The organism is Flavobacterium sp. CYK-55 (assembly GCF_018413465.1).
Classification (GTDB): Bacteria; Bacteroidota; Bacteroidia; order Flavobacteriales; family Flavobacteriaceae; genus Flavobacterium.
The window spans coordinates 70,451-92,543 of sequence record NZ_JAHCDK010000013.1 but is presented as its reverse complement, the minus strand read 5'-3'; the positions used below and the strand labels follow the sequence as shown (position 1 = coordinate 92,543).

Annotated in this window: 13 protein-coding genes and 1 pseudogene; 4 read left to right on the top strand and 10 right to left on the bottom strand. The window is 40.4% G+C overall.

Features of this window, described 5'->3' with window-relative positions; genetic code table 11:
• Window positions 1–2,830, bottom strand: a pseudogene (locus tag KIH23_RS12545) (hypothetical protein); the annotation flags it as partial.
• Between the two features lie 196 nt (window positions 2,831–3,026).
• Here KIH23_RS12545 and folE point away from each other — a divergent pair.
• The 4 genes from folE (at window position 3,027) to lgt (ending at window position 6,562) form a co-directional block, all read left to right on the top strand.
• On the top strand, window positions 3,027–3,698 hold the full coding sequence (folE, locus tag KIH23_RS12540) for a GTP cyclohydrolase I FolE (RefSeq protein WP_213213842.1): 672 nt from the start codon (window positions 3,027–3,029) through the stop codon (window positions 3,696–3,698).
• 94 nt (window positions 3,699–3,792) lie between these two features.
• Window positions 3,793–5,283 carry a cysteine--tRNA ligase gene (gene cysS, locus KIH23_RS12535; RefSeq protein ID WP_213213841.1) on the top strand — a complete coding sequence of 497 codons (1,491 nt, stop codon included), beginning with the start codon at window positions 3,793–3,795 and terminating at the stop codon, window positions 5,281–5,283.
• Window positions 5,284–5,316: 33 nt separating this feature from the next.
• Complete coding sequence (yidD, locus tag KIH23_RS12530) at window positions 5,317–5,574, top strand: membrane protein insertion efficiency factor YidD (protein ID WP_249684919.1); 258 nt, start codon at window positions 5,317–5,319, stop codon at window positions 5,572–5,574.
• A 55-nt stretch (window positions 5,575–5,629) separates the two neighbouring features.
• Window positions 5,630–6,562 (top strand): prolipoprotein diacylglyceryl transferase, encoded by a 933-nt coding sequence (gene lgt / locus KIH23_RS12525; protein ID WP_213213840.1) that lies wholly within the window; start codon window positions 5,630–5,632, stop codon window positions 6,560–6,562.
• 412 nt (window positions 6,563–6,974) lie between these two features.
• Here lgt and secDF read toward each other — a convergent pair whose 3' ends face one another.
• The 9 genes from secDF to KIH23_RS12480 all read right to left on the bottom strand — a co-directional run bounded on the left by secDF (window position 6,975) and on the right by KIH23_RS12480 (window position 22,034).
• A complete protein-coding gene (gene secDF / locus KIH23_RS12520; RefSeq protein WP_213213839.1) occupies window positions 6,975–9,956 on the bottom strand; it encodes a protein translocase subunit SecDF in 2,982 nt (993 codons plus the stop codon).
• 226 nt (window positions 9,957–10,182) lie between these two features.
• Window positions 10,183–11,118, bottom strand: a complete 936-nt coding sequence (mdh, locus tag KIH23_RS12515) for a malate dehydrogenase (protein ID WP_213213838.1) — start codon at window positions 11,116–11,118, stop codon at window positions 10,183–10,185.
• A 143-nt stretch (window positions 11,119–11,261) separates the two neighbouring features.
• Complete coding sequence (locus KIH23_RS12510) at window positions 11,262–11,678, bottom strand: lipocalin family protein (RefSeq protein ID WP_213213837.1); 417 nt, start codon at window positions 11,676–11,678, stop codon at window positions 11,262–11,264.
• Window positions 11,679–11,697: 19 nt separating this feature from the next.
• Window positions 11,698–13,638: a DNA topoisomerase (ATP-hydrolyzing) subunit B gene (gyrB, locus tag KIH23_RS12505; RefSeq protein ID WP_213213836.1), complete on the bottom strand. Its 1,941-nt coding sequence runs from the start codon at window positions 13,636–13,638 to the stop codon at window positions 11,698–11,700.
• Between the two features lie 118 nt (window positions 13,639–13,756).
• Window positions 13,757–14,800: a dipeptide epimerase gene (locus KIH23_RS12500; RefSeq protein WP_249684917.1), complete on the bottom strand. Its 1,044-nt coding sequence runs from the start codon at window positions 14,798–14,800 to the stop codon at window positions 13,757–13,759.
• 58 nt (window positions 14,801–14,858) lie between these two features.
• The gene (gene asnB / locus KIH23_RS12495) at window positions 14,859–16,532 is read right to left on the bottom strand and encodes an asparagine synthase B (protein ID WP_213213835.1); all 1,674 of its coding nucleotides are present in this window, start codon (window positions 16,530–16,532) and stop codon (window positions 14,859–14,861) included.
• 192 nt (window positions 16,533–16,724) lie between these two features.
• Window positions 16,725–17,174 (bottom strand): hypothetical protein, encoded by a 450-nt coding sequence (locus tag KIH23_RS12490; protein WP_213213834.1) that lies wholly within the window; start codon window positions 17,172–17,174, stop codon window positions 16,725–16,727.
• Between the two features lie 17 nt (window positions 17,175–17,191).
• Window positions 17,192–18,943 carry a TonB-dependent receptor gene (locus KIH23_RS12485; protein WP_213213833.1) on the bottom strand — a complete coding sequence of 584 codons (1,752 nt, stop codon included), beginning with the start codon at window positions 18,941–18,943 and terminating at the stop codon, window positions 17,192–17,194.
• 70 nt (window positions 18,944–19,013) lie between these two features.
• The gene (locus KIH23_RS12480) at window positions 19,014–22,034 is read right to left on the bottom strand and encodes a tetratricopeptide repeat protein (protein WP_213213832.1); all 3,021 of its coding nucleotides are present in this window, start codon (window positions 22,032–22,034) and stop codon (window positions 19,014–19,016) included.
• Window positions 22,035–22,093: the final 59 nt, after the last annotated feature.

The window sequence follows — 22,093 nt, the reverse complement described above, 5'->3', positions numbered from 1 at the left end:
AATTGTAAACACCTGCTGTAGTTGAGGAACCAGATATGGTATATGTACCTGAAGAATAAACACCCGTCATACCAGGTGGCAATCCTATAGAAGTAACATCGCTCGAATGAGTCGTAGTATAAACTATATTTACAGGTAATGACTCATTGGTACAAACTGTTTGGATATTAGATGATGAAGATGAACTTAAAACTATTGTTGAATCTGAATCAACTGTAATTGTGCCGCTTTGAGTAGCAGTAGAACAACCGCCTGTAGTGGTCAAGCTGTAGTTAAAGATTCCTGTTGCGGTAGGTATACCACTTAATGTATAAGTATTTCCGCTTACTACTCCTGTGATTCCTGTTGGCAGACCAATAGCAGTTACACCAGTAGCTCCATTGCCCAAATTGTATGAAATAGGAGTAAACAAAGATGAGTTCACACACAAAGTTTGTACATCAGTACCAGCAATATTCAAAGTGAGTGTAACATCAGGATCAACCGTAATGCTGCCACTAAGTAATGGCGTAGCACACAAACCACTAGTGGTTACTGTATACGGAAAAACACCTGAAACACTTGGTGTTCCTGAAATAGTGAATACACCCGAATTGTATACTCCGTTAACTCCGGCAGGTAGACCCGTTACCGTGGCACCTGTTGCATCAACATTACTTAAGTTGTATACAATATTTGTAATTGCTGTGTTAATACAAACTATTTGTGCTGTTGATCCGGATGAATGAGTAATTGTTGCATCTGGATTAACAGTAATGGTACCCGCTAAAGTAACTGAGCCGCAACCACCTGAAGAAGTAACTGTGTAATTGAAAACACCTGTCGCGCTTGGAGAACCCGAAATTGTAAAATCACCCGAAGCCGAGAAAGAACCGGTTACACCAGTCGGCAAATTATTAGCAACAACACTCGTCACACCATTGGTTGTATTGTAAACAATCGGTGCTATTGCTGTGTTGACACAAAGAGTTTGGTTATCATTACTCGATGCCGACAAACTCATGGTGGCAGCAGGATCAACCGTAATAGTTGTAGTTGAGGTACAAACATCAACTCCCGAAGTGGCTTCAACGGTAAAAGTATAAACACCGGCTACTGAAGGAACACCTGATAAAGTATAAGTTCCTGAACTCAAATTACCGCTAATTCCTGTAGGTAGTACACCACTTATGATATTTACAGAATCAATACCGTTGGTTGTAGTATATGTAATTGGCGATAAAATTGTATTAACACACAAATTTTGACTGTTGGTTGAAGCAATTACAGAACAACTACATGGCTCAATTTGAACTTGAGCTGTAGTACTAAAAACAGGGCAAGTTGCGGTAGCAGCTATTTCGTAAGTTACCGTGTAGGTATTAACAGTACTGCCATAAGGAGTAATTGCTCCCGTATTGGGGTCAATAATTAATCCCGGTGGTGTAGCCGAATAGGTTCCGCCTGAAGAAAGTGAGTTTTCGGTAACTAACTGAGGGGTTGTTATGTTATTACAATAAGGATTAGCTCCATATGAAATGGTTCCGGAGGGAGCCCCGCCATCAATAACAAAAGGACGTATGTTGTAACAACCTGTTGAAACCAAATCTTCCATACGAACATAAATAGTTGTTGGAACTGAATTGACTAAAAATGTAGCTAAATCAGCATCAGAGGCAAAATTGATATTGGTTGGAGCGTCATTCTGAGCGTCAGTAGCGTCTGTATAATATTTAATAGCATAATCAGTCGGACTTGGCACTCCATTTAAGATATGTGCATTTTGATCTATATTAACAACATATGGCGGAGCACCTGTAGTACAAATATCAATATCTTGCGGATCAAGAATAGGCAAAGGCGGAGCTACATCAACACTAATACTGGCGTCTACCGAAAAAGTAGAGCCGTTAGGATTGGTATACTGTACAATAGCCGTGTAAGTAGCCGGTCCTGTTGGGCATACATTTAAAGGATTTTCATTAACTGTTCCGAAAGGAGCTCCATCTTTGAGCCAATTAAGTGTGGTTGGCACTAAAGCCGGTGATGATGGAGTAAACTGATACGATTGATTGGTCGATGCCCAACATCCGCCCCCGTTATGTCCGGGAATCGGAGTTGCAACAGTTCCGGTAGAGTTGATGGTTCCTATAATACCATTTCCTCCGTTCCAGCCGGCGCAACAAGTTCTATCTTTTACAATTACTTCAATGATATTAGTTCCTTCATGAAGTACAATTTGAGAAGTTTGTAATCCGACACCTGCCCCACAACTATACTGCGGTAATTGGTTCCAATTGGCAACAAAAACACGATTTGGCGCAGCATTAACTCCAGTATCAAGCACGTAATAATTCACATTTTGAACTAAAGGATTCGTAACAGGAGGCGCAGCAATATTGGTATCTTGATAAACACCAAAAATAGCGTTGCGAATAGGGCAAGCTGCACTTGGAATTACACCTGTGTAGGCCCAAGGGCAAAATCCGCCAGCGTTGGCAATATCAAAACTAATAACACCATTAGAGCCAATGATTACTTTGTTGTACGTGTTTCCGTAGAAAACAAAATTAAAGGGCAAATTAAATACCGGTGACCAGACATCATCGGCAGAGGCATTTAACACAAAACCACCAGTAAACGGATAATTTGGCGCATAAGTAACCTGCGTGGCCGTGTAAGTTGTGGTCTGATTTAAATTTGGATAAACAGCGGTTAGGCTGGTACAATCACCTGAATTACAAGCAGGAGAAGGCGTTGGCAAACTAACTTCAATGGTTGGAACTTGTCCAAATGTATTCAACCAAAAAGTAAGAGTCATCAACCCGGTTAGGAGTAAGTTCTTTTTCATTTCTTTTTTTTTGACGGGAAATTTACAAATTTTTTAATCTATTTTTCACTTATGTTTAAATAAAATTGATATTTAAACCACATATCTTGGCGCAACCTTTAAAATCAATAGAAAAACACTAATCTCGGCTGTAAGAAATACAATGATGCTAGAATATTATTTTTATCTTTGACGGCTGAAAATCTTAACACCTATCATGACAAACCCAAACGAGTTTCACGAAGAAATCGGAGACGACCACTTCTTTTCACAGGCTATGAATCCTGTTCGAAAAGATGCATTTGATTTGAGCGATGAACAAAAAATTGAATCCATTAAAAAAGATGTTGAGAGCATCTTAAACACTTTGGGCATGGACCTGACAGACGACAGTTTGAAAGGAACACCCAACCGAGTAGCCAAAATGTTTGTCAAAGAAATATTCGGAGGCTTGAACCCAAGCAAAAAACCGGGTTCATCAACTTTTGACAATCAATATAAATACGGTGAAATGCTGGTTGAAAAAAACATCACGCTTTATTCAACTTGTGAGCATCACTTATTGCCAATTATTGGCCGCGCACACGTAGCGTATGTGTCAACCGGGAAAGTCATTGGGCTTTCAAAAATGAACCGAATTGTTGATTATTACGCTAAAAGACCACAAGTTCAAGAGCGTTTGACCATGCAAATTGTACAAGAACTACAACTCGTTTTGAATACTCAAGACGTAGCTTGTGTGATTGATGCCAAACATTTGTGTGTGAACTCACGCGGGATTCGCGACATTGAAAGCAGCACTGTAACTGCTGAATACGGCGGTATTTTTAAAGACGAAAACAAACGCAAAGAATTTTTAGAATACATTAAACTCGAAACGAAATTTTAATAGAATTCGCTCACCTCTAGCCCCGATTGAGCCGGTATCCTCCCGAGCCATCGGGAGATAAAGGCGAAAGCGGGAAATAGCTTCAAAAAAACAAATGACATCACTCTATTCTAACCAAACGTTGAAAATATACAATTCGCTTTCAGGCGAAAAAGAGATCTTTACACCGCTTCATACGGGCAATGTTGGTTTGTATGTTTGTGGACCGACGGTATATAGCAATGTACATTTGGGCAATGTGCGAACATTTATGTCATTTGATATGATTTATCGCTATTTATTGCATTTGGGTTTTAAAGTAAGATATGTTCGCAATATTACCGATGCTGGGCATTTAACTGATGATGGCAATGTTGAAAACGACAGATTTGTCAAACAATCGCGCTTAGAAAAGCTTGAACCCATGGAAGTGGTTCAGAAATATACTGTTGACTTCAGAAAAGTGTTGGACGAGTTTAATTTTTTACCACCAACCATTGAACCCACAGCTACCGGACACATCGTTGAACAAATTGAGTTGACCCAAAAACTCATCGATACAGGATTTGCCTATGAAAGTCAAGGTTCGGTGTATTTTGATGTGGTTGAATACAACAAACGCGGGCTCAATTATGGCGAACTCAACAACCGAAATATTGACGACTTAATTGCCAACACCCGTGATTTAGACGGTCAGAACGAAAAGAAAAACCCACAAGATTTTGCGCTCTGGAAAAAAGCCTCCCCAGCGCACATCATGCGTTGGAACTCACCTTGGGGCGAAGGTTTTCCGGGTTGGCACTTAGAATGCACCGCTATGAGCACCAAATATCTGGGCCAAGAATTTGACATTCACGGCGGCGGTATGGATTTGAAATTTCCGCACCACGAATGTGAAATTGCCCAAGGAAAAGCGTGCAATGGTCATGCTCCGGTGCGTTACTGGATGCACACCAACATGCTCACCATGAATGGTCTACGCATGAGTAAATCAACTGGGAATTATATTTTACCAATGCAATTGGTTAATGGCGACAATGATTTTTTTGAAAAAGAATTTCACCCGAGCATTGTGCGTTTTTGCTTTATGCAAGCGCATTACCGCAGCGTTTTAGATATTTCAAACGATGCAATGATGGCCAGTGAAAAAGGCTTTAACCGTTTGATGGAAGCCATGGACAAACTCAAATCATTACCGGCTTCAAGCAGTTCATCACTCGATATTACGGCTTGGAAGAACGTATGTTATGAAGCTATGAACGACGATTTCAACACGCCGATTATGATTTCGCATTTGTTTGAAGGCGTGCGATTCATCAATATTGTCAATGACGGAACCGCAACTTTGAACGCAACTGATTTGGCCTTGCTGGAACAAACCATGAACACATTTGTATATGATGTTTTGGGCTTGGTGAACGAAAAAGAAAGCGGAAGTCAAAGTCATGTGAAAAAATTGGAAGGCACCGTAGCACTTTTGATTGAGATGCGCAATCAGGCTCGAGCCGATAGAAACTTTGCGTTGTCAGACCAAATTCGCGATCAATTGTTGGCACTGGGCATTCAGCTGAAAGACGGAAAAGAAGGAACCACCTTCACGCTATAAAAACAGGCCGGTTACAAGACCGGCTTTTTATTTATGAAAACATTTGTTTCAAATATGTTTCGCAAACCATTCATTGCTTTGATTCGGTTTTACCAATATGGTATATCACCGTTTACACCGGCAGCTTGCCGATTTGAACCGACTTGCTCGCAATATTCAATCGAGGCGATTCAAACACATGGTTTGCGCAAAGGCGGATGGCTAGCTCTGAAAAGAATTAGCCGTTGTCATCCGTGGGGCGCTTCGGGTTATGATCCGGTGCCGAGCAAAAAAAGCCCGCACAAGCACTGAGCGTTCAGGCTAATTTTTATATTTTTACAGTCTAACAACCCAAAACCTAACCTATATGAGCACTGCTTTATCAATGATTTGGAACCCTACTGAAGGAATAGATCTTGGCTTTTTTGTTATTCGCTACTATAGTTTGATGTTTGTGATTGCCTTTGGTTTGGGCTGGTACATTATGAAACGCATTTTTGAGCGCGAAAACGAATCGCTTGAAAAACTCGATTCATTGTTCATTTGGACCGTTTTAGCTACTTTGTTGGGCGCGCGATTAGGGCACGTGTTTTTTTATGATTGGGAATATTACAGCAATCATTTATCTGAAATTTTACTGCCGTTCAGATTTTCACCGAGTTTTGAATTTACCGGATTTCAAGGTTTAGCGAGTCATGGCGCAGCGATTGCCATTATTGTTTCGATGTATTTTTTTAGCAAAAACATCATGAAACGCCCATTGCTTTGGGTTTTGGACCGCGTGGTGATTCCGGTGGCCAGCGGAGCTATTTTTGTGCGCATCGGCAACTTTTTTAATTCAGAAATTATTGGCCAAACCACAGACTCTGCTTTTGGAATCAGATTTGTACGCGACCAATTCTCAGCGCGTGAAGCCATGGTAAAAACACAATTGAGCAACGCCAACGATGCTTATAACGCCATTGCACACGACCCAAAATTCAGCGCGCTTTTGCAAGAAGTTCCGGCGAGACATCCGGCGCAATTATACGAATCGATTTGCTATGTTTTTGTGTTTGCGATTTTGTTCTTTTTGTATTGGAGAACCAATGTTCGTGAGCGTTTGGGCTTTTTATTCGGACTGTTTTTAATTTTGCTGTGGTCTGTGCGCTTTGTGGTTGAATATGTCAAAGAAAGCCAAGGCGGATTTGAAGAATTTCTAGGTTTGTTTTCAACCGGACAATGGCTCAGTATTCCGTTTATTTTGATTGGATTTTACTTTGTAATTACAGCCGACAAGCCCATTGAAGGCGAAGAATAAAAATTACTTAACTCAGAAAATATAAGAATAGCTCGACGATGATCGGGCTATTTTTTTTTGAATATTGAAACAATCTTTTTACCCATCAAAACTACTTTAATAAAAGGTTTCAACAGGATTTATTTAGCGCTTTTTAGAGCACTAATTAAAATCAATGATGGCCAACATAAAGCAATATTACAGGCTAAAACCGTCGGTATTCATGACAGATATTATTAATAATAGCTAGGTTTTAAAATAACGCTGCTGCCCTAGCCCGGATGGAAGCGGCATCCTTTTGAACCTGCGAGGTTTTGAAAACCTTGTAGGTTTAAAAGATAAAGCGCACAGCCGGATCAGCTTCAAAAAGTCAGAGTCACTCAAAAAAAAAGCCCGATATTACTACCGGGCTTTGATTTATAACAAACTAAAATTAGTCTCTGTTGTGCTCTTCTTCGATGCGTTTGTGCTCTTCTTTAGAGATGGTGTCGCACAATACCGGCGTAGCGATAAAGAGTGATGAATAAGTACCGACTACGATACCAATCAACATCGCGAAGATAAATCCGCGGATGGATTCACCACCAAAGATGAACATGATGAGCAATACCAATATCATGGTGAGTGAGGTATTGATGGTTCTTGACATCGTTGAGTTGATCGATTGGTTAACGATTTGGTTGAAGTTACCTTTGGCTTTACCAGCTAAGTATTCACGTACACGGTCAAATACAATTACGGTATCGTTCATTGAATACCCAATTACGGTAAGAATCGCCGCGATAAAGTGCTGATCGATTTCCATTCCGAATGGCATATATTTCCAGAGTAATGAATAAGCTCCTAATACGAAGATAACGTCGTGCGCAACAGCAGCCAAAGCTCCTAAGCTGTACTGCCATTTTCTGAACGAAATCACCAAGTACAAGCAAACAATCATCATGGCACCAAGAACCGCCCAGTAAGAGTTGGTTTTGATATCGTCAGAAACAGATGCGCTTACTTTATAACCGTGTAATACCCCGTATTTTTTACCATCATAAATGTTGACAAACTTGTCATAAGTCATGTTGGCATCAAAGTGCTTTTTAAGCGTATTGTAAAGAATTTCGTTTACTTGGTGATCTACCTCAGTTCCTGATTCGTTTACGCGGTATTTAGTAGTAATTTTTAATTGGTTGTCTTTACCAAAAACTTTGGCTTCAGCACTACCGTCAAATACGGGTAATAACTCAGCTTTTACTTCTTCGGCAGAAACTGGTTTTTCAAAACGAACTTCAAAAGTACGTCCACCTTCAAAATCAACACCGTAATTCAAACCGTGTGTTGCCAATGAAACAACACTCACTACACAAACTACCAATGAGAAAACATAAGTGTACTTTTTAATTCCCAAGAAATCAAAGTGGAAATTGGTAAAGAAGTTTTTAGAGAAGTTCGTCGTAAAAGTCAATTTATTGCCTTTGCTCAAACTCCAATCCAAAAGAATTCTTGAAATAAAAATTGAAGTAAATAACGAAGTGGCAATACCAATTAATAAAGTAGTAGCAAAACCTTGAATAGGGCCTGTACCGAAAATCAATAATACCGCACCAGTCAAAACGTGGGTTACGTTGGCATCAACAATTGAACGCATCGCACCTTTCCATCCGAATGAAGCTTTGATGGCCTCATCAATAGCTTTTCCGGCACGCAATTCTTCTTTGGCACGTTCGTAAATAATAATGTTGGCATCAACGGCTGTACCCATGGTGAGTACAATACCGGCAATACCCGGCAAAGTCAATACTGCACCTAAGCTAGCTAAGATTCCGAACAAGAATAACAAGTTCACGAGCAAAGCCAAATTGGCATACCAACCTGATTTTCCGTAATACACCAACATCCACAATGCAACGATCAATAAACCGATGATGGATGAAGTGGTTCCGTTATCAATCGCTTCTTGACCCAATGATGGACCAACAACTTCTGATTGCACAATTTCGGCAGCAGCTGGTAATTTACCCGCACGCAAAACATTGGCTAAGTCTTTGGTTTCTGTTACATCAAAAACACCTGAAATTTCTGAACGACCACCCGAGATTGGTCCGCTGGTAACACCAGGTGCAGAATAAACGATATCATCAAGTACAATAGCAATGTATCCTTTGGTACTGTATGCTTTTCCGGTTAATTCTTCCCAAGCTTTGGCACCAGCACCATTCATTTGCATGGTTACCGATGGTTTACCCAATTGGTCGAATGAATCTTTGGCATCAGTTACTACACCACCACTCAAATTAGCTTGATTGTTGCGGTTTCCTTTTAATGCATACAAAGCAACGGTAGTTACTTCTTTTTTGGTTTTCTCATCTACATCAGTAGAAGCTTTACCCCAAACAAATTTTGCATAACGTTTGTCAGCAGGCAATAAAGCTCTGATGTCAGTACGTTTGAAATAGCTGTTTACAACTGCGGTATCTTTCGGGTCAAACAAGGCCAAAACCGGCCCACCACCTTGACCAACCATTTTATCAATCAATGGATTGTTTCCTTTTTTGGTAGCAGTTGAATCTTTAGCTTTATCATCAGTCAACAACTTGTTGATGGAATCGTTTACCGCTGTTTTGGTTTCTTGAGCAGGAGCAACTTTTTCAGTGGCTTTTAATGCATTGTTGGCCGCCATCAAGAAGTTACCTAAATCGTCAATTTTGTAGGTTTCCCAGAACTCTAATTGAGCGGTACTTTGCAATAATCTTTTGATACGATCTACGTCTTTAGCACCCGGAAGTTCTACCAAGATTCTTCCGGATTGACCTAACTTTTGAATGTTGGGTTGCGTAACACCAAATTTATCGATACGTTTTCTGAGTACTTCAAAAGCACTCTCAATAGATTCAGCTACTTTTCTACGAATGACTTTTTTGGCCTCATCATCAGACATTTTGAAGTTGATTTCTTCGCCCATGTTTTTGTTGGCGAAAATGTCCGGCGAAGCTAATTTGGTGGTTCCTTTAGCAGCTGCCTCAAATTCTTTGAAGAAAACATCTAGATAATCTTCATTACCTTGTCTGTTTTTGGTAGCATTGGCTAAGGCCTCGTTGAAAACCGGGTTTTTAGAATTGTTGGCCAAACCTTTTACAATGTCTTTTACCGACACCTGAAGCTGTACATTGATACCGCCCTCAAGATCCAAACCTTTGTTGATTTTCTTTTCTTTTACTTCATTGTAAGTAAAATCGGTAAAGCCCAAATTGAACACTTTTACCTTTCCGATAGAATCAAGATATTTTACTTCTTTTTCGGTGTTTCCTTTCGCATAGATCTTCGCATCATTTTCAACGTTATGCGCAACGAATGTGAAAGTGAGCTGGTAAATACTTACCAATGCAAATAAAATTGCAAAGAATTTAACGAGTCCTCTATTCTGCATTATTACTAATAATTAATTAATTTTTGTTTGTAATGTAACACACTTTTGTTAAAACAGTTTGTGAATTTTTAATTATTCTCAAAAAATAGTAAAAAACCCAACAAAGCCTGTTTTTTATAAACCGAGCAAATATATAATTTACCAAAAGATTAACCAATTTATTTGCACAATTAATATAAAAAAAGACTGCAAAAATGCAGTCCTTTATATAATAGGTAAATTGATTTTATCCTAAAACTGATTTCAAATCGGCATTCATAGCACGAACGGCATCGGCGCTTTTAGCCAAAGCTGCTTTTTCGGTATCGTTTAAGTTGATATTTAGAATCTCTTCAACACCATTTTTACCAATGATACACGGAACACCAATACAAATATCGTTGAAACCATATTCACCTTCTAAAAACACCGAACAAGCAATCATTTTCTTTTGATCGTTCAAAATGCTATCCACCAAATAAGCTACTGAAGCGCCCGGCGCATACCAAGCTGAAGTTCCGAGCAATCCGGTTAAAGTTGCACCGCCCACCATGGTGTCAGCTGCTACTTTAGCCAATGCATCTTCAGACAAAAATTCTGACACAGGGATTCCGTTGTAAGAGGCCAAACGTGTCAACGGAATCATGGTTGTATCACCGTGACCACCAATCACCATCGCAGAAATATCATTGATTGGTTTATCTAAGGCCTTTGCCAAATAATATTTAAAACGTGAGCTATCAAGCGCTCCGCCCATACCAATGATTCTGTTTTTAGGCAAACCGGTTGATTTAAGCGCCAAATAAGTCATCGTATCCATCGGGTTTGAAACCACCACCATAATGGCATCAGGCGAGTGTTTCAATAAATTTTCAGCCACACCTTTAACAATACCGGCGTTGATGCCAATTAATTCTTCACGCGTCATGCCCGGTTTTCTCGGAATCCCCGAAGTAATCACCACCACATCACTGTTGGCTGTTTTTGAATAATCATTGGTAACACCCGTCACACGAGTATTAAAACCTGTGTTTGAAGTGCATTGTGAGATATCCATGGCTTTACCTTCAGCAAAACCTTCTTTGATATCGAGCACTACAATTTCGCTGGCAATTCCGCGATAAGCCATTACATCAGCACAGGTCGCTCCTACGTTGCCTGCTCCTACTATGGTAACTTTCATTTTAAATTATTTTAGTCGTTTTGTTTTATTTTTTTTGGAAGCTAATCCCGCTTTCGCCTATATCTCTCCGCTACGCTGCGAGGATACCGGCTCTATCGGGGCTAGGGTATTGTTATCCTTAATATTACTTGTTTCTCTTCCGGTTATTTCTTTTTGATCATCAACAAGAGCATCTTCGGGTTCATCTGAAGCAACAAAGAATCATTAGACATCTTCACAACCTTGCTCGGCCTCCACTTGTCTTTGGCTTTGAGATTCAGCACATCGCCATCTTCTATTTTCCATTCGCCGCTTAAGTTAGACCAGTCGGTGGTTCCTTTTTTGAGTTTACTTTCAATATAGGTTTTATCCTTTTTGAATTCCGTTTTCACTTCGCTGGCCATGCCCATAGTGACCATATCGAGCCCCATACTTTCTTTTGTTTCGGCATCGATGATCGTATTCCACTGCCAGGTTCCGATCAATTTTTCTGACAAGTCTGATTGAACAGTTTTGATTGAAGTTGCACTGGTCAATACAAGAACAGCAAAAACAGACAACCCTATAATTTTAGTTTTCATAAGATTCGATTGTAATTAATTACGCATCAATGTTTGCATACACCGCATTCTTCTCGATAAACTCTCTACGAGGCGGAACCTCATCGCCCATCAACATAGAGAACACTCGGTCAGCTTCAGTCAAACTATCAATGGTTACTTGACGCAAAGTTCTGGCGTTCGGATCCATGGTGGTTTCCCAAAGTTGTTCGGCGTTCATTTCACCCAAACCTTTGTATCGTTGAATCGCAGCGCTTCCGCCCATACGTTCGTTGGCCAAATCGCGTTGATCATCGTTCCAAGCGTACTCTTTTTTGTTTCCTTTTTTAACAAGGTACAAAGGTGGCGCTGCAATATAAACGTGTCCTTCTTCGATGAGTTCTTTCATGAATCTGAAGAAGAATGTCAAAATCAAAGTAGAAATGTGGCTACCGTCAACATCGGCATCACACATGATGATGACTTTGTGGTAGCGCAATTTTTCAAGATTGAGGGCTTTGCTGTCTTCTTCGGTCCCGACTGTTACGCCCAGAGCTGTAAAGATGTTTCTGATTTCTTCGTTTTCAAAAACCTTGTGATGCATGGCTTTTTCTACATTGAGAATCTTACCACGCAAAGGCAAAATTGCTTGAAAAGCACGATCGCGTCCTTGTTTGGCCGTTCCACCCGCCGAGTCACCCTCAACCAAGTAAATCTCACATCTAGCCGGATCTTGCTCAGAACAATCAGATAATTTACCCGGCAATCCGCCACCGCCCAAAACGGTTTTGCGTTGTACCATCTCGCGCGCTTTTTTGGCTGCATGACGCGCCTGAGCCGCCAAGATTACTTTTTGCACAATGATACGCGCATCGTTCGGGTTTTCTTCGAGGTAGTTTTCGAGCATTTCTGCTACGGCTTGTGAAACCGGCGAAACTACTTCACGATTCCCTAATTTGGTTTTGGTCTGACCCTCAAACTGAGGCTCGGCCACTTTTACCGAAATAATCGCCGTTAAACCCTCACGGAAGTCATCACCCGAAATTTCAAATTTGAGTTTATCGAGCAAACCGGATGCGTCAGCATATTTTTTCAAGGTTCGGGTAAGCCCCATTCTAAAACCTTGCAAATGCGTTCCGCCTTCGTGGGTATTGATGTTGTTAACGTATGAAAAAATATTCTCTGAATAGCTATCGTTGTATATCAAAGCCACCTCAACCGGAATCTCGCCTTTTTCGTTTTCCATAGAAATCACGTGCCCAATAATCGGCACGCGGTTGCCATCTAAAAACTTGACGAATTCTTTCAAACCTTCTTTTGAGTGAAAAGTTTCGCCTTCAAAATCTCCGTTTTCTTTGGTGGCTCTTTTATCCATCAAAGTAATCGTGATTCCTTTGTTCAAATAAGCGAGCTCACGCATACGAGCTGCCAATGTATCATAAGAATACTCAAGGGTTTGCGTAAAAATACTTCCGTCCGGTTTAAAAGTAACCGTGGTTCCGCGCTTGGTTGTTTCACCAATTTGCTTGACCGGATACATGGCTTTTCCGCGTTCGTATTCTTGTTCCCAAACTTTACCGTCGCGGAATACTGTGGCGCGCAAATGATCAGAAAGTGCATTCACACACGAAACACCAACTCCGTGCAAACCTCCGGAAACCTTGTATGAATCTTTATCAAACTTACCACCGGCACCAATTTTAGTCATAACAACCTCTAATGCTGACACGCCTTCTTTTTTGTGCATGTCTACCGGAATACCACGACCGTTATCTTCAACCGTGACTGAGTTATCTTCGTTTATACTTACCGTAATCGTATCACAATGTCCAGCCAACGCCTCGTCAATCGAGTTGTCAACCACCTCATAAACCAAGTGATGCAAACCTCTGACTCCGGTATCTCCGATGTACATGGATGGACGCATTCTTACGTGCTCCATTCCTTCTAACGCCTGAATACTGTCGGCCGAATAATTGTGTTTTTTAGCTTCTTCGCTCATAAAAATCTTCAGTAAAAAATAGTTTTTTTCTTTGTCACGCAAATATATAAATTCAGTTAAGATTAGCCAGTAAAATGACCACTTTTCAGAGGGAAGTTATCAACAAAATGTTGATGTTTTACGACTTGATTTGCACGCCGGTTCCAGCCGTTTGCGCATAGCGAATTTGACCCGATTCAAAGTGCACACCGGTGGCGATATCTTGCGCCAAAAGCAAAGCTCCATCGGCATCGAGATAATCCAAAAGCGGCGCCAACTGACACAAACCAGAAATACCTACCGTTGATTCGGTCATACAGCCCGCCATGACTTTTAAACCCAATTTTCGGGCATGATGAATCATCCGCAAAGCCGGAGTGATTCCACCGCATTTCATGAGTTTGATATTGATGCCGTGAAAACCATCGGCACAGACTGCAACATCAGTTTCTTGCTGACAACTTTCATCGGCCAAAACAGGCAAAACTGAGTACTGCTTGACCCACTGCATTCCGGTGAGATTTTCGGCTTTGAGCGGTTGTTCGATAAACTCAACGTTGAGTTCCTTCAACAGAGGTGCATATTCAATAGTTTGCTGTGCCGTCCAAGCGCAATTAGCGTCAATTCTAAAAACGGCATCAGTTACCGAGCGCAAGCTTTTGAGCAAGGCCAAATCATCAGTCGTTCCGAGTTTAATTTTGTATAAAGGCCAAGGTTGCTCGAGGATTTTTTGCTGCATCACTTCAATCGAATCAATGCCAATGGTATAAGAAGTCATGGGCGTTTTAGCATCGTTCTCAGACCAATAACTGCGCAATGTTCTGTTGTTTTTTCGCGCGTAATAATCCCAATAAGCCATATCCACAGCACAAAGCGCAAAATAATCATCGCCCACCAGCGGCCGCATTTGAGCCCACAAATCTTGCGGCGCTATCAATTCAGCAGCATCAACAACGGGTTTTAAAAGCGATAAAGTTTGTTGCAAACGCTCTTGGGTACTGTGATAATACGGATTTGCGGTAGCTTCGCCGTAACCGGAAATGGTTCCGTCAGAGATGGTGACAATCACGGTTTTCTGAATATTCACCGTATAGCGCGAAATGGTAAACGGATGTTTGAGCGGTAAATCGTAAAACTGAAAAGAAAGCGTAAAACTCATAAAAAAAGCGCCGAGAGCATTCATCTCGACGCTTTAAAATTACTAACTAATTACACTTAAACAATATTTATCTAACTCAATTTTATTCTTTTACATAAGCGTCGTCGTGCACGTTGGCCACGGCTCTACCCGACGGATCATTGAGGTTTTTAAAAGCCTCATCCCACTCTAAAGCAATTTTGGTACTACAAGCCACACTAGCTTCTTGCGGAACACACAAGGCGGCTGTATCGCTCGGAAAATGTTCGTTAAAAATAGAACGGTAATAATATTCTTCTTTTGATGTTGGCGTTTGCAACGGAAATTTATACTTCGCATTGGCCAATTGCTCGTCAGAGATTTCACGCGCTACCGTAGCTTTGAGCGTGTCAATCCAGCTATAACCCACACCATCGCTGAATTGTTCTTTTTGGCGCCAAGCAACGCTCTCGGGCAACATATCTTCAAAAGCCTTTCTCAAAACCCATTTTTCCATGCGTTCGCCATTGATCATTTTATCTTGCGGGTTGATGCGCATCGCTACATCCATAAATTCTTTGTCTAAAAACGGAACGCGCCCTTCAATGCCCCAAGCCGCCAAACTTTTGTTGGCACGCAAACAATCATACATATGCAGTTTGCTCAACTTTCGAACGGTTTCTTCGTGGAATTCTTGGGCATTCGGCGCTTTGTGAAAGTATAAATATCCACCAAATAATTCGTCAGAGCCTTCACCCGATAAAACCATTTTAATGCCCATAGATTTAATCACGCGTGCCATTAAATACATCGGTGTCGAGGCGCGAACGGTGGTTACATCATAGGTTTCAAGATTGTAAATCACATCGCGCACGGCATCGAGTCCTTCTTGAATGGTGAATTTAATTTCGTGGTGAATCGTACCCAAATGATCGGCTACTTTTCGGGCGGCTGCCAAATCAGGCGAACCTTCTAATCCTACCGCAAATGAATGCAATTGCGGATACCAAGCTTCAGATTGATCGTCGGTTTCAATGCGTTTTTGGGCGAATTTTTTAGCAATAGCTGATGTAATCGATGAATCTAATCCGCCGGAAAGCAATACACCATACGGAACATCACTCATCAACTGACGATGGACCGCCGCCTCTAAAGCTTCTCTGAGTTCTTGAATGCTGGTTGAATTGTCTTTTACTGCATCGTATTCGGTCCATTCGCGGTGATACCATGGAACGAGTTTGCCATCTTTGCTTGACAAATAATGCCCGGGTGGAAACAATTCAATTTTGGTGCATTGACCTTCTAAAGCTTTGAGCTCAGAGGCTACATAAAAAGTTCCATTTTGATCCCAACCCATATAGAGCGGAATGATGCCCATATGATCACGCGCTATAAAGTATTCGTCGTTTTCGGCATCGTAAATGGCAAAACCAAAAATACCGTTGAGTTCATCCATAAAGTGAACGCCTTTTTCGCGATACAAAGCCAAAATGACTTCACAATCTGATTGGGTTTGAAAAGTATATTTTCCGTCAAATTGTTTGCGCAAAGCTCTGTGGTTATAAATTTCACCATTGGCGGCCAAGATGAGTTTTTGGTCTTCGCTAAAAAGCGGTTGCTTTCCGGAGGCCGGATCAACAATTGCCAATCGTTCATGAGCCAAAATAGCTTTATCATTGCTGTAAATTCCGCTCCAATCCGGGCCGCGATGACGAATGATTTTGGCCATCTCAAGCACTTTCGGACGCAAGGTTTCTGATTTTTGTTTTAAGTCAAAGGCGCAAACAATTCCGCACATAATATTTGTTTTTAATTTTCGTGAAGCAAAAATGAAATTTAAGTTTAATATGTAAAACAAAAAATAATATTTAATTACATTATAAAACTTAATTTATAAAATAACAGAAAAATTAAAACTAATTTACCTCAAAAAAGAAATGCCGCTTACAATTCATAAACGGCATGATTTATAACTGATGAGCCATCTATCTTAATGGCATTCTTCTATAAGATACTGCGTTTTATTAATTTCAAACGAAAAACCGACCGTTTGTCCGAGCAAGACTTGCCCGAGTGGCGACTGAAGCGAAACAGCTATAATCGACTTTTCGTCTACCGTGATTTTAGGAAGCGCCGCAGATAAAAACAACCACATTTTATTGGCTTGAACTAAACTTCCTAAAGCAATTCGTTCAGAAGTAAGTTCAGGATTAATTTTCTCTAAAAGTGTTTTTTGAGCCAAATATTCTGCGAGTTTGACGTTGAGTTTTTCTTGCTCAAGTTGCATCATTGACAAAGCGGTTTCATGCTTGTCACCAGCTGAGCTTTTGGCATCGTTTTGCGCATCAAGTGCGAGTTCGGCAATGCGGTCACGAAACACATCTATCTTATCTTGAACCAATTGTTTGTGCTGCGCGAGTACTTTTTGCTTGAAAGTCATCTTTAAACAACTGACAATTAAAAATCAAACTTATAATTGACCCCGAGTAAAATCTGAAACGATTGCACCGGATAATTCAACCATTTCTCATAAGCTTGATTTCCGATATTATTCAATCGTAAAAATCCGGTCAAACGATCGCTGTATTTATAACCCACATGCGCATTGGCATCAAAATAAGCTTTGACTGTTTTGGTATAATCAATGGGCACCAAACTAATGATATCTAAATTCGCTTGACGGTCTTTTCGGTCGCCCACAAAAAATACTTTCGCACCAGCGTACCATTTTGGAGTAATGTTGACATCTAGGTTGGCGGCAAGTTCAATTTGCGGTAAATTCCAAGGCTCGGCTTCATAATCCATGGTGTATTGGTTGAAGGTTCCGCTCACACCTGCTGAAATATTCTTGGTAAAATCAGCTCTAAGTTCGCCAAACAAACGTAAAGTGCGCACCAAATCATAGGTTATACCGAATGAGTTTCCGTATTGATACATTTCTTTATTGACGGGAATATCATGAAAATCATTGGCCACAAAAAGCGGTTTGTTTTTCTCGTTGAGTAAAGCGCCTTTTACGTTGTAACTAATATTGCTGGCCAGTTTTCCTTTGAGTCCGGCGTAAACCTCATACTGACGATCGGTTGGTGCTATGGTTAGCGTTGGCGAAACATATAAATTTTCATTCGTTAAACTGCGATATGAATTTTGCTCTAATCCGCCGTCAATTCCGGTGTAAAACATCATGTATTGATCGACAATTTTGAGCGTTGCATTGGCGCGTGGATAAAAGAAAAGTTCGCTGTTGCTGTGCTCGCTGTCTATTCCATACACCAAAGCTGCTCCGATACTGAAAGACCAATCATCTTTTTTCATTCCAAAGCTCGGGTAAACGCCTAAATTGGTAAAACTGTATTGATATCCGGCCGCACCGCTGTACTCTTTGTCAAAAGAACCCGAGAGATGATCTACCGTAAACTCTGTCGTTACATGTTTGTTGAGCATATCAAAATTCAAGGTTGGTTGCAAAATCAAACGGTTTTCTGCTGATTTGTAGGCATCCCAAAAACGATTGTAATTAAGATTCATGCCGTTAAAAATGCTTTCTTTAAATTTGATTTTGCCACCCAATGAAAAGTTGTGATAAGTTTGCAATTGGTCAATATGGCTAATGGCTTGATTGATTTCAGTAGGTGTTAGAGCTTGTCCGAATTCATCGGGTAAACCATACCAATATTGGCGCTGCAACTGATAACCTAAATCGGCATTCCACGAATATTTGCTTTTGCGGCTTCCGTATGTTAGATCTAGCGCGGTGTTCGAAAATTTGCTATCGAGTTTAGATTCTTTAATATCAGAAAGTGACGAAAAATGCTTGAACATACCGGCAGCATAATCAGTATCGCTAATTTCTTGGGTAACGTATAATTCGCCTAAAAGATTCAAAAAACTTCCAACTCCGCCGGTTACATAGTTGCTGTATAAACGCTGCTTTTGTTCTTTATCAACGTTGGCCGCTTTTCCTTTTGAAGGCACAAAAGTTGAAGCCACCGGAAACGAAAAAATAGAATAATTAATCGTTTCTTTTTTGGTATTATCCTCATCTTCAAGCGGTGGATTTTCTTTAACTTTAAACGCATCTGAAATCGTCGGAGTGTAAGGTTTTACTACATTGACCACTTCTGTTCCGATGTTTTCGTCTTTTTTCTGCGCCGACAATTGTCCAGCAATCAATAAAATCGGTAATATAAATTGAATCTTGATTCTCATATTGTTTATTTTAGTTGCTAAGCTTCTGAGTTTGATCTCAGGCGCTCAATATCTCAGCGGCTCAGTAGCTTTAGTTTTGAATGGATGAATTGGTCTGTGCTTCCTGCGCTTTGATGGCAGACAACTCTTTTTGCGCTTCTTCAACAATTTCAGGAAAAGTAGTGAAGTTCTTAATCACGCTATCTAATATATAAGTAGCTTGAAAACTGTCTTTAAGCCCGTAAAAATTTTTGGCCATCACCACCAAGCCTTTGGCTCCAAAATATTTATATCCGGAATAATCTTTAGACAACTTCTGAACCGCCGTATTGGATGCTTCAAACTTGCCATCTTTGTTTTTAAAATAAGCGTCGTAATACAAAGCTTCGGCAGCCAATTCACCACGCGCAATGGTTTGCAATTTGGCATAAGCCGCACGCGCTTTGGCTTCGTCTCCGGTTTGAATGGCTGCACGCGCCACAATGATTTGCGCATCAGATTTGACTTTGTTATCAGTTTTCGGATTGGCCATGACTTTTTCGGCATAAACTACCGCAGACGGAAAATCTTTGGTTTCATAATAGGTTTTCATCAAATTGGATTGCGCAAAAGTGACGTTCTGCGGAAAATCAGCTTCGGTTTCCAAACGTTTGAGCATCGCAATTGATTTGTCCGTATTGTCTTTTTTGAGGTAAATCTCAGCCAAACGCGCGAGTGATGGTTCAGTAAATTCGTTGCGTTGTTTTGATGCGACAAATTCATAGTGAGCAACAGATTTATCAGGATTTCCATCTGTAAAATACGATTGCGCCAAATAGAAATTGGCTTTGAGGGCATGTACACCATTCGGAAATTTAGATACATATCCGCTCAAATTTGAAATCGCTTGTTTGGTGTTGTTTTGCAAATATTGCTTTTCAGCAGCTTCATAGGTGTCATTGTCGAGTTCTGCATCCGTCACCGCCACAAAATCAAGTGTTTTTACCCAAGTGGCGTATTCGTCGATTTTTCCGTTGTCAAGATAAATCAAACGCGCAGTGGCCACAGCTTCAACAGCTTCCGGGCTTTTCGGATATTCAGCCGCCAACTTCTTAAATTTGTTCAAAGCCTGAGTATCGTTCTCGGCATTGTAATACACCAAACCTTGACGCAAAATGGCTTTTGAGGCGTAGTTTCCGGTTTTGGATTCAGCCAATAATTGATCGTAGGTTTTGATGGCTTCGTCGTTTTTTTTCTCGGTTACATAAGTATTGCCTAGCTCAAACATCGCATCATCTCGGTATTGCGATTTTGGATAATTGGCAATTACTTTTTTGAGGTCTTCAATCTTTTTGTCATTGCGCGCTACAAATCCGTAGCTGATGGCTTTTTGATAAGCGGCATAATCTGCATCAACGCTTTTGAGTTCAACCACTTTGTTGTAGGCTTCCATGGCCGGCCAATATTTAGCCATTACAAATCGGCAATCGGCCAAACGCAAATAAGCATCGTTGAGTCGAACTTTATCATCTTTAGCACTTTCGGTGTATAGTTGAAACTCATTACCGGCTTGGTCATATTCCTTAAGTTTGAAATAAGCATAGGCCATGTTATAGTGACTGTTTTTGTATTCAGGTGTATCTTTGGCTTGGGCAAAACCGACAAATTGTTTAAAACTGGCCAACGATTCTGAAAAGTTGTCCAAACCGTATTCTGTTTCGCCTTTCCAGAACGATGCGCGCGCCGAAAAACGATCATCCACCGGTTGTGACAATGATTTTTTAAACATTGCCAAAGCATCGATATAATTGCCATCAGTATACAATTCTAAACCGCGGTATAAAGTTACTTTTTGATAAGCGGCTTTGTTTTGTGCTGAAGTTTTGTTTTTCTCGAGCAAATCAAGCGCGCCTTTGTAATTTTTGGCGGTGATGTATGAATTGATGAGCAAATTTTCGATTTCATTTTTACTCGGGGAATTCGGATATTTCTGAATAAAAGCAAACAAAACATCCGGAACCGGCTGATAAGAATTCCCGATTTCGTAGCTGATTTTGGCGTAATTCAGATGTGCATCTTCTTGAATTTTCACATCAAAACTCATCTCAGAAGCATTCTTGAAAGCATTGAGCGCCTGCTGTTTTTTGTTGGTTTTAAAATAACTTTCACCTAAGTGATAATAAGCATTTTGAGCTACAGCATCGTTTCCGTCGATGATTTTATTAAACTGCGAAATCGCGTTTTCAAAATCGCCTTTTTGGTAATAAACATAACCGAGTTGATAAAAATCAGTATTGTTCCATTTGCCTTTTTTGCCTTTGTATTCGTTTAAATAAGGTAGAGCTTTGTTGTAATCTTTGAGGTTAAAATAACTCTCGCCGATGATTTTATTAAGCTCTGATTTTTCTTGAGCGTTTGATTTAGGAAGCGCTTTTACGCCGAGTTCAATCGCCTTTTGAAAATTACCCGATTTAAAAGCCATATCTGCCTTGAAATACGAAAGTTTTTCTTCATATTTTTCTTCGCCTTCAACTGCTTCAAAGTATTTGGAAGCTTCTTTATAATCATTGCCTTCGTATGCCATAAAGCCCAAGTAGTATTTAGCTTGCGAAGCATAATCTTTTGAATTGATGACTTTATTGAAAAAAGAAGCGGCTTCTTTTTTGTGCCCGGCACTAAAATGACAATACCCTTTCTGAAAATAATAACGATCTTGATCTTCGTAATCAAGTGTGTTTTCATTTACTTTTTCAGACCATTCCAATGCTTGTGGAAATTTGCCTTGATTAAAATAATATCGTGAAACACCCAAATAAGCCTCATTTTGCTTAGGACTTGTTGGGTAATCGCGTACAAAATGTTCGATTTGTTCATCGGCATCAGGTTGTTCTAAATGAATTCCGCAATTGGCGCTGTAAAAAGCGCAATCCGCTTGAATTTCAGCATCTTTGCTTTGAGATTTAACACGATCAAAAATAATTTGCGCCGACTGATATTGCGCTGCTTTGTACAAGGCCACCGCACGGTCAAAATCATCTGATGAATAAGTATAAATAGCCGATTTCTGAGCGGAAACCGAACCGATTCCCATCCATAATAAACCAATAATTAAAAGGGATTTTTTGCGTATCATGCAAGTTCGTTTAGAAGTCCAAATGTATTGTATTGACTGAGCTATAACGAAGTTGATTT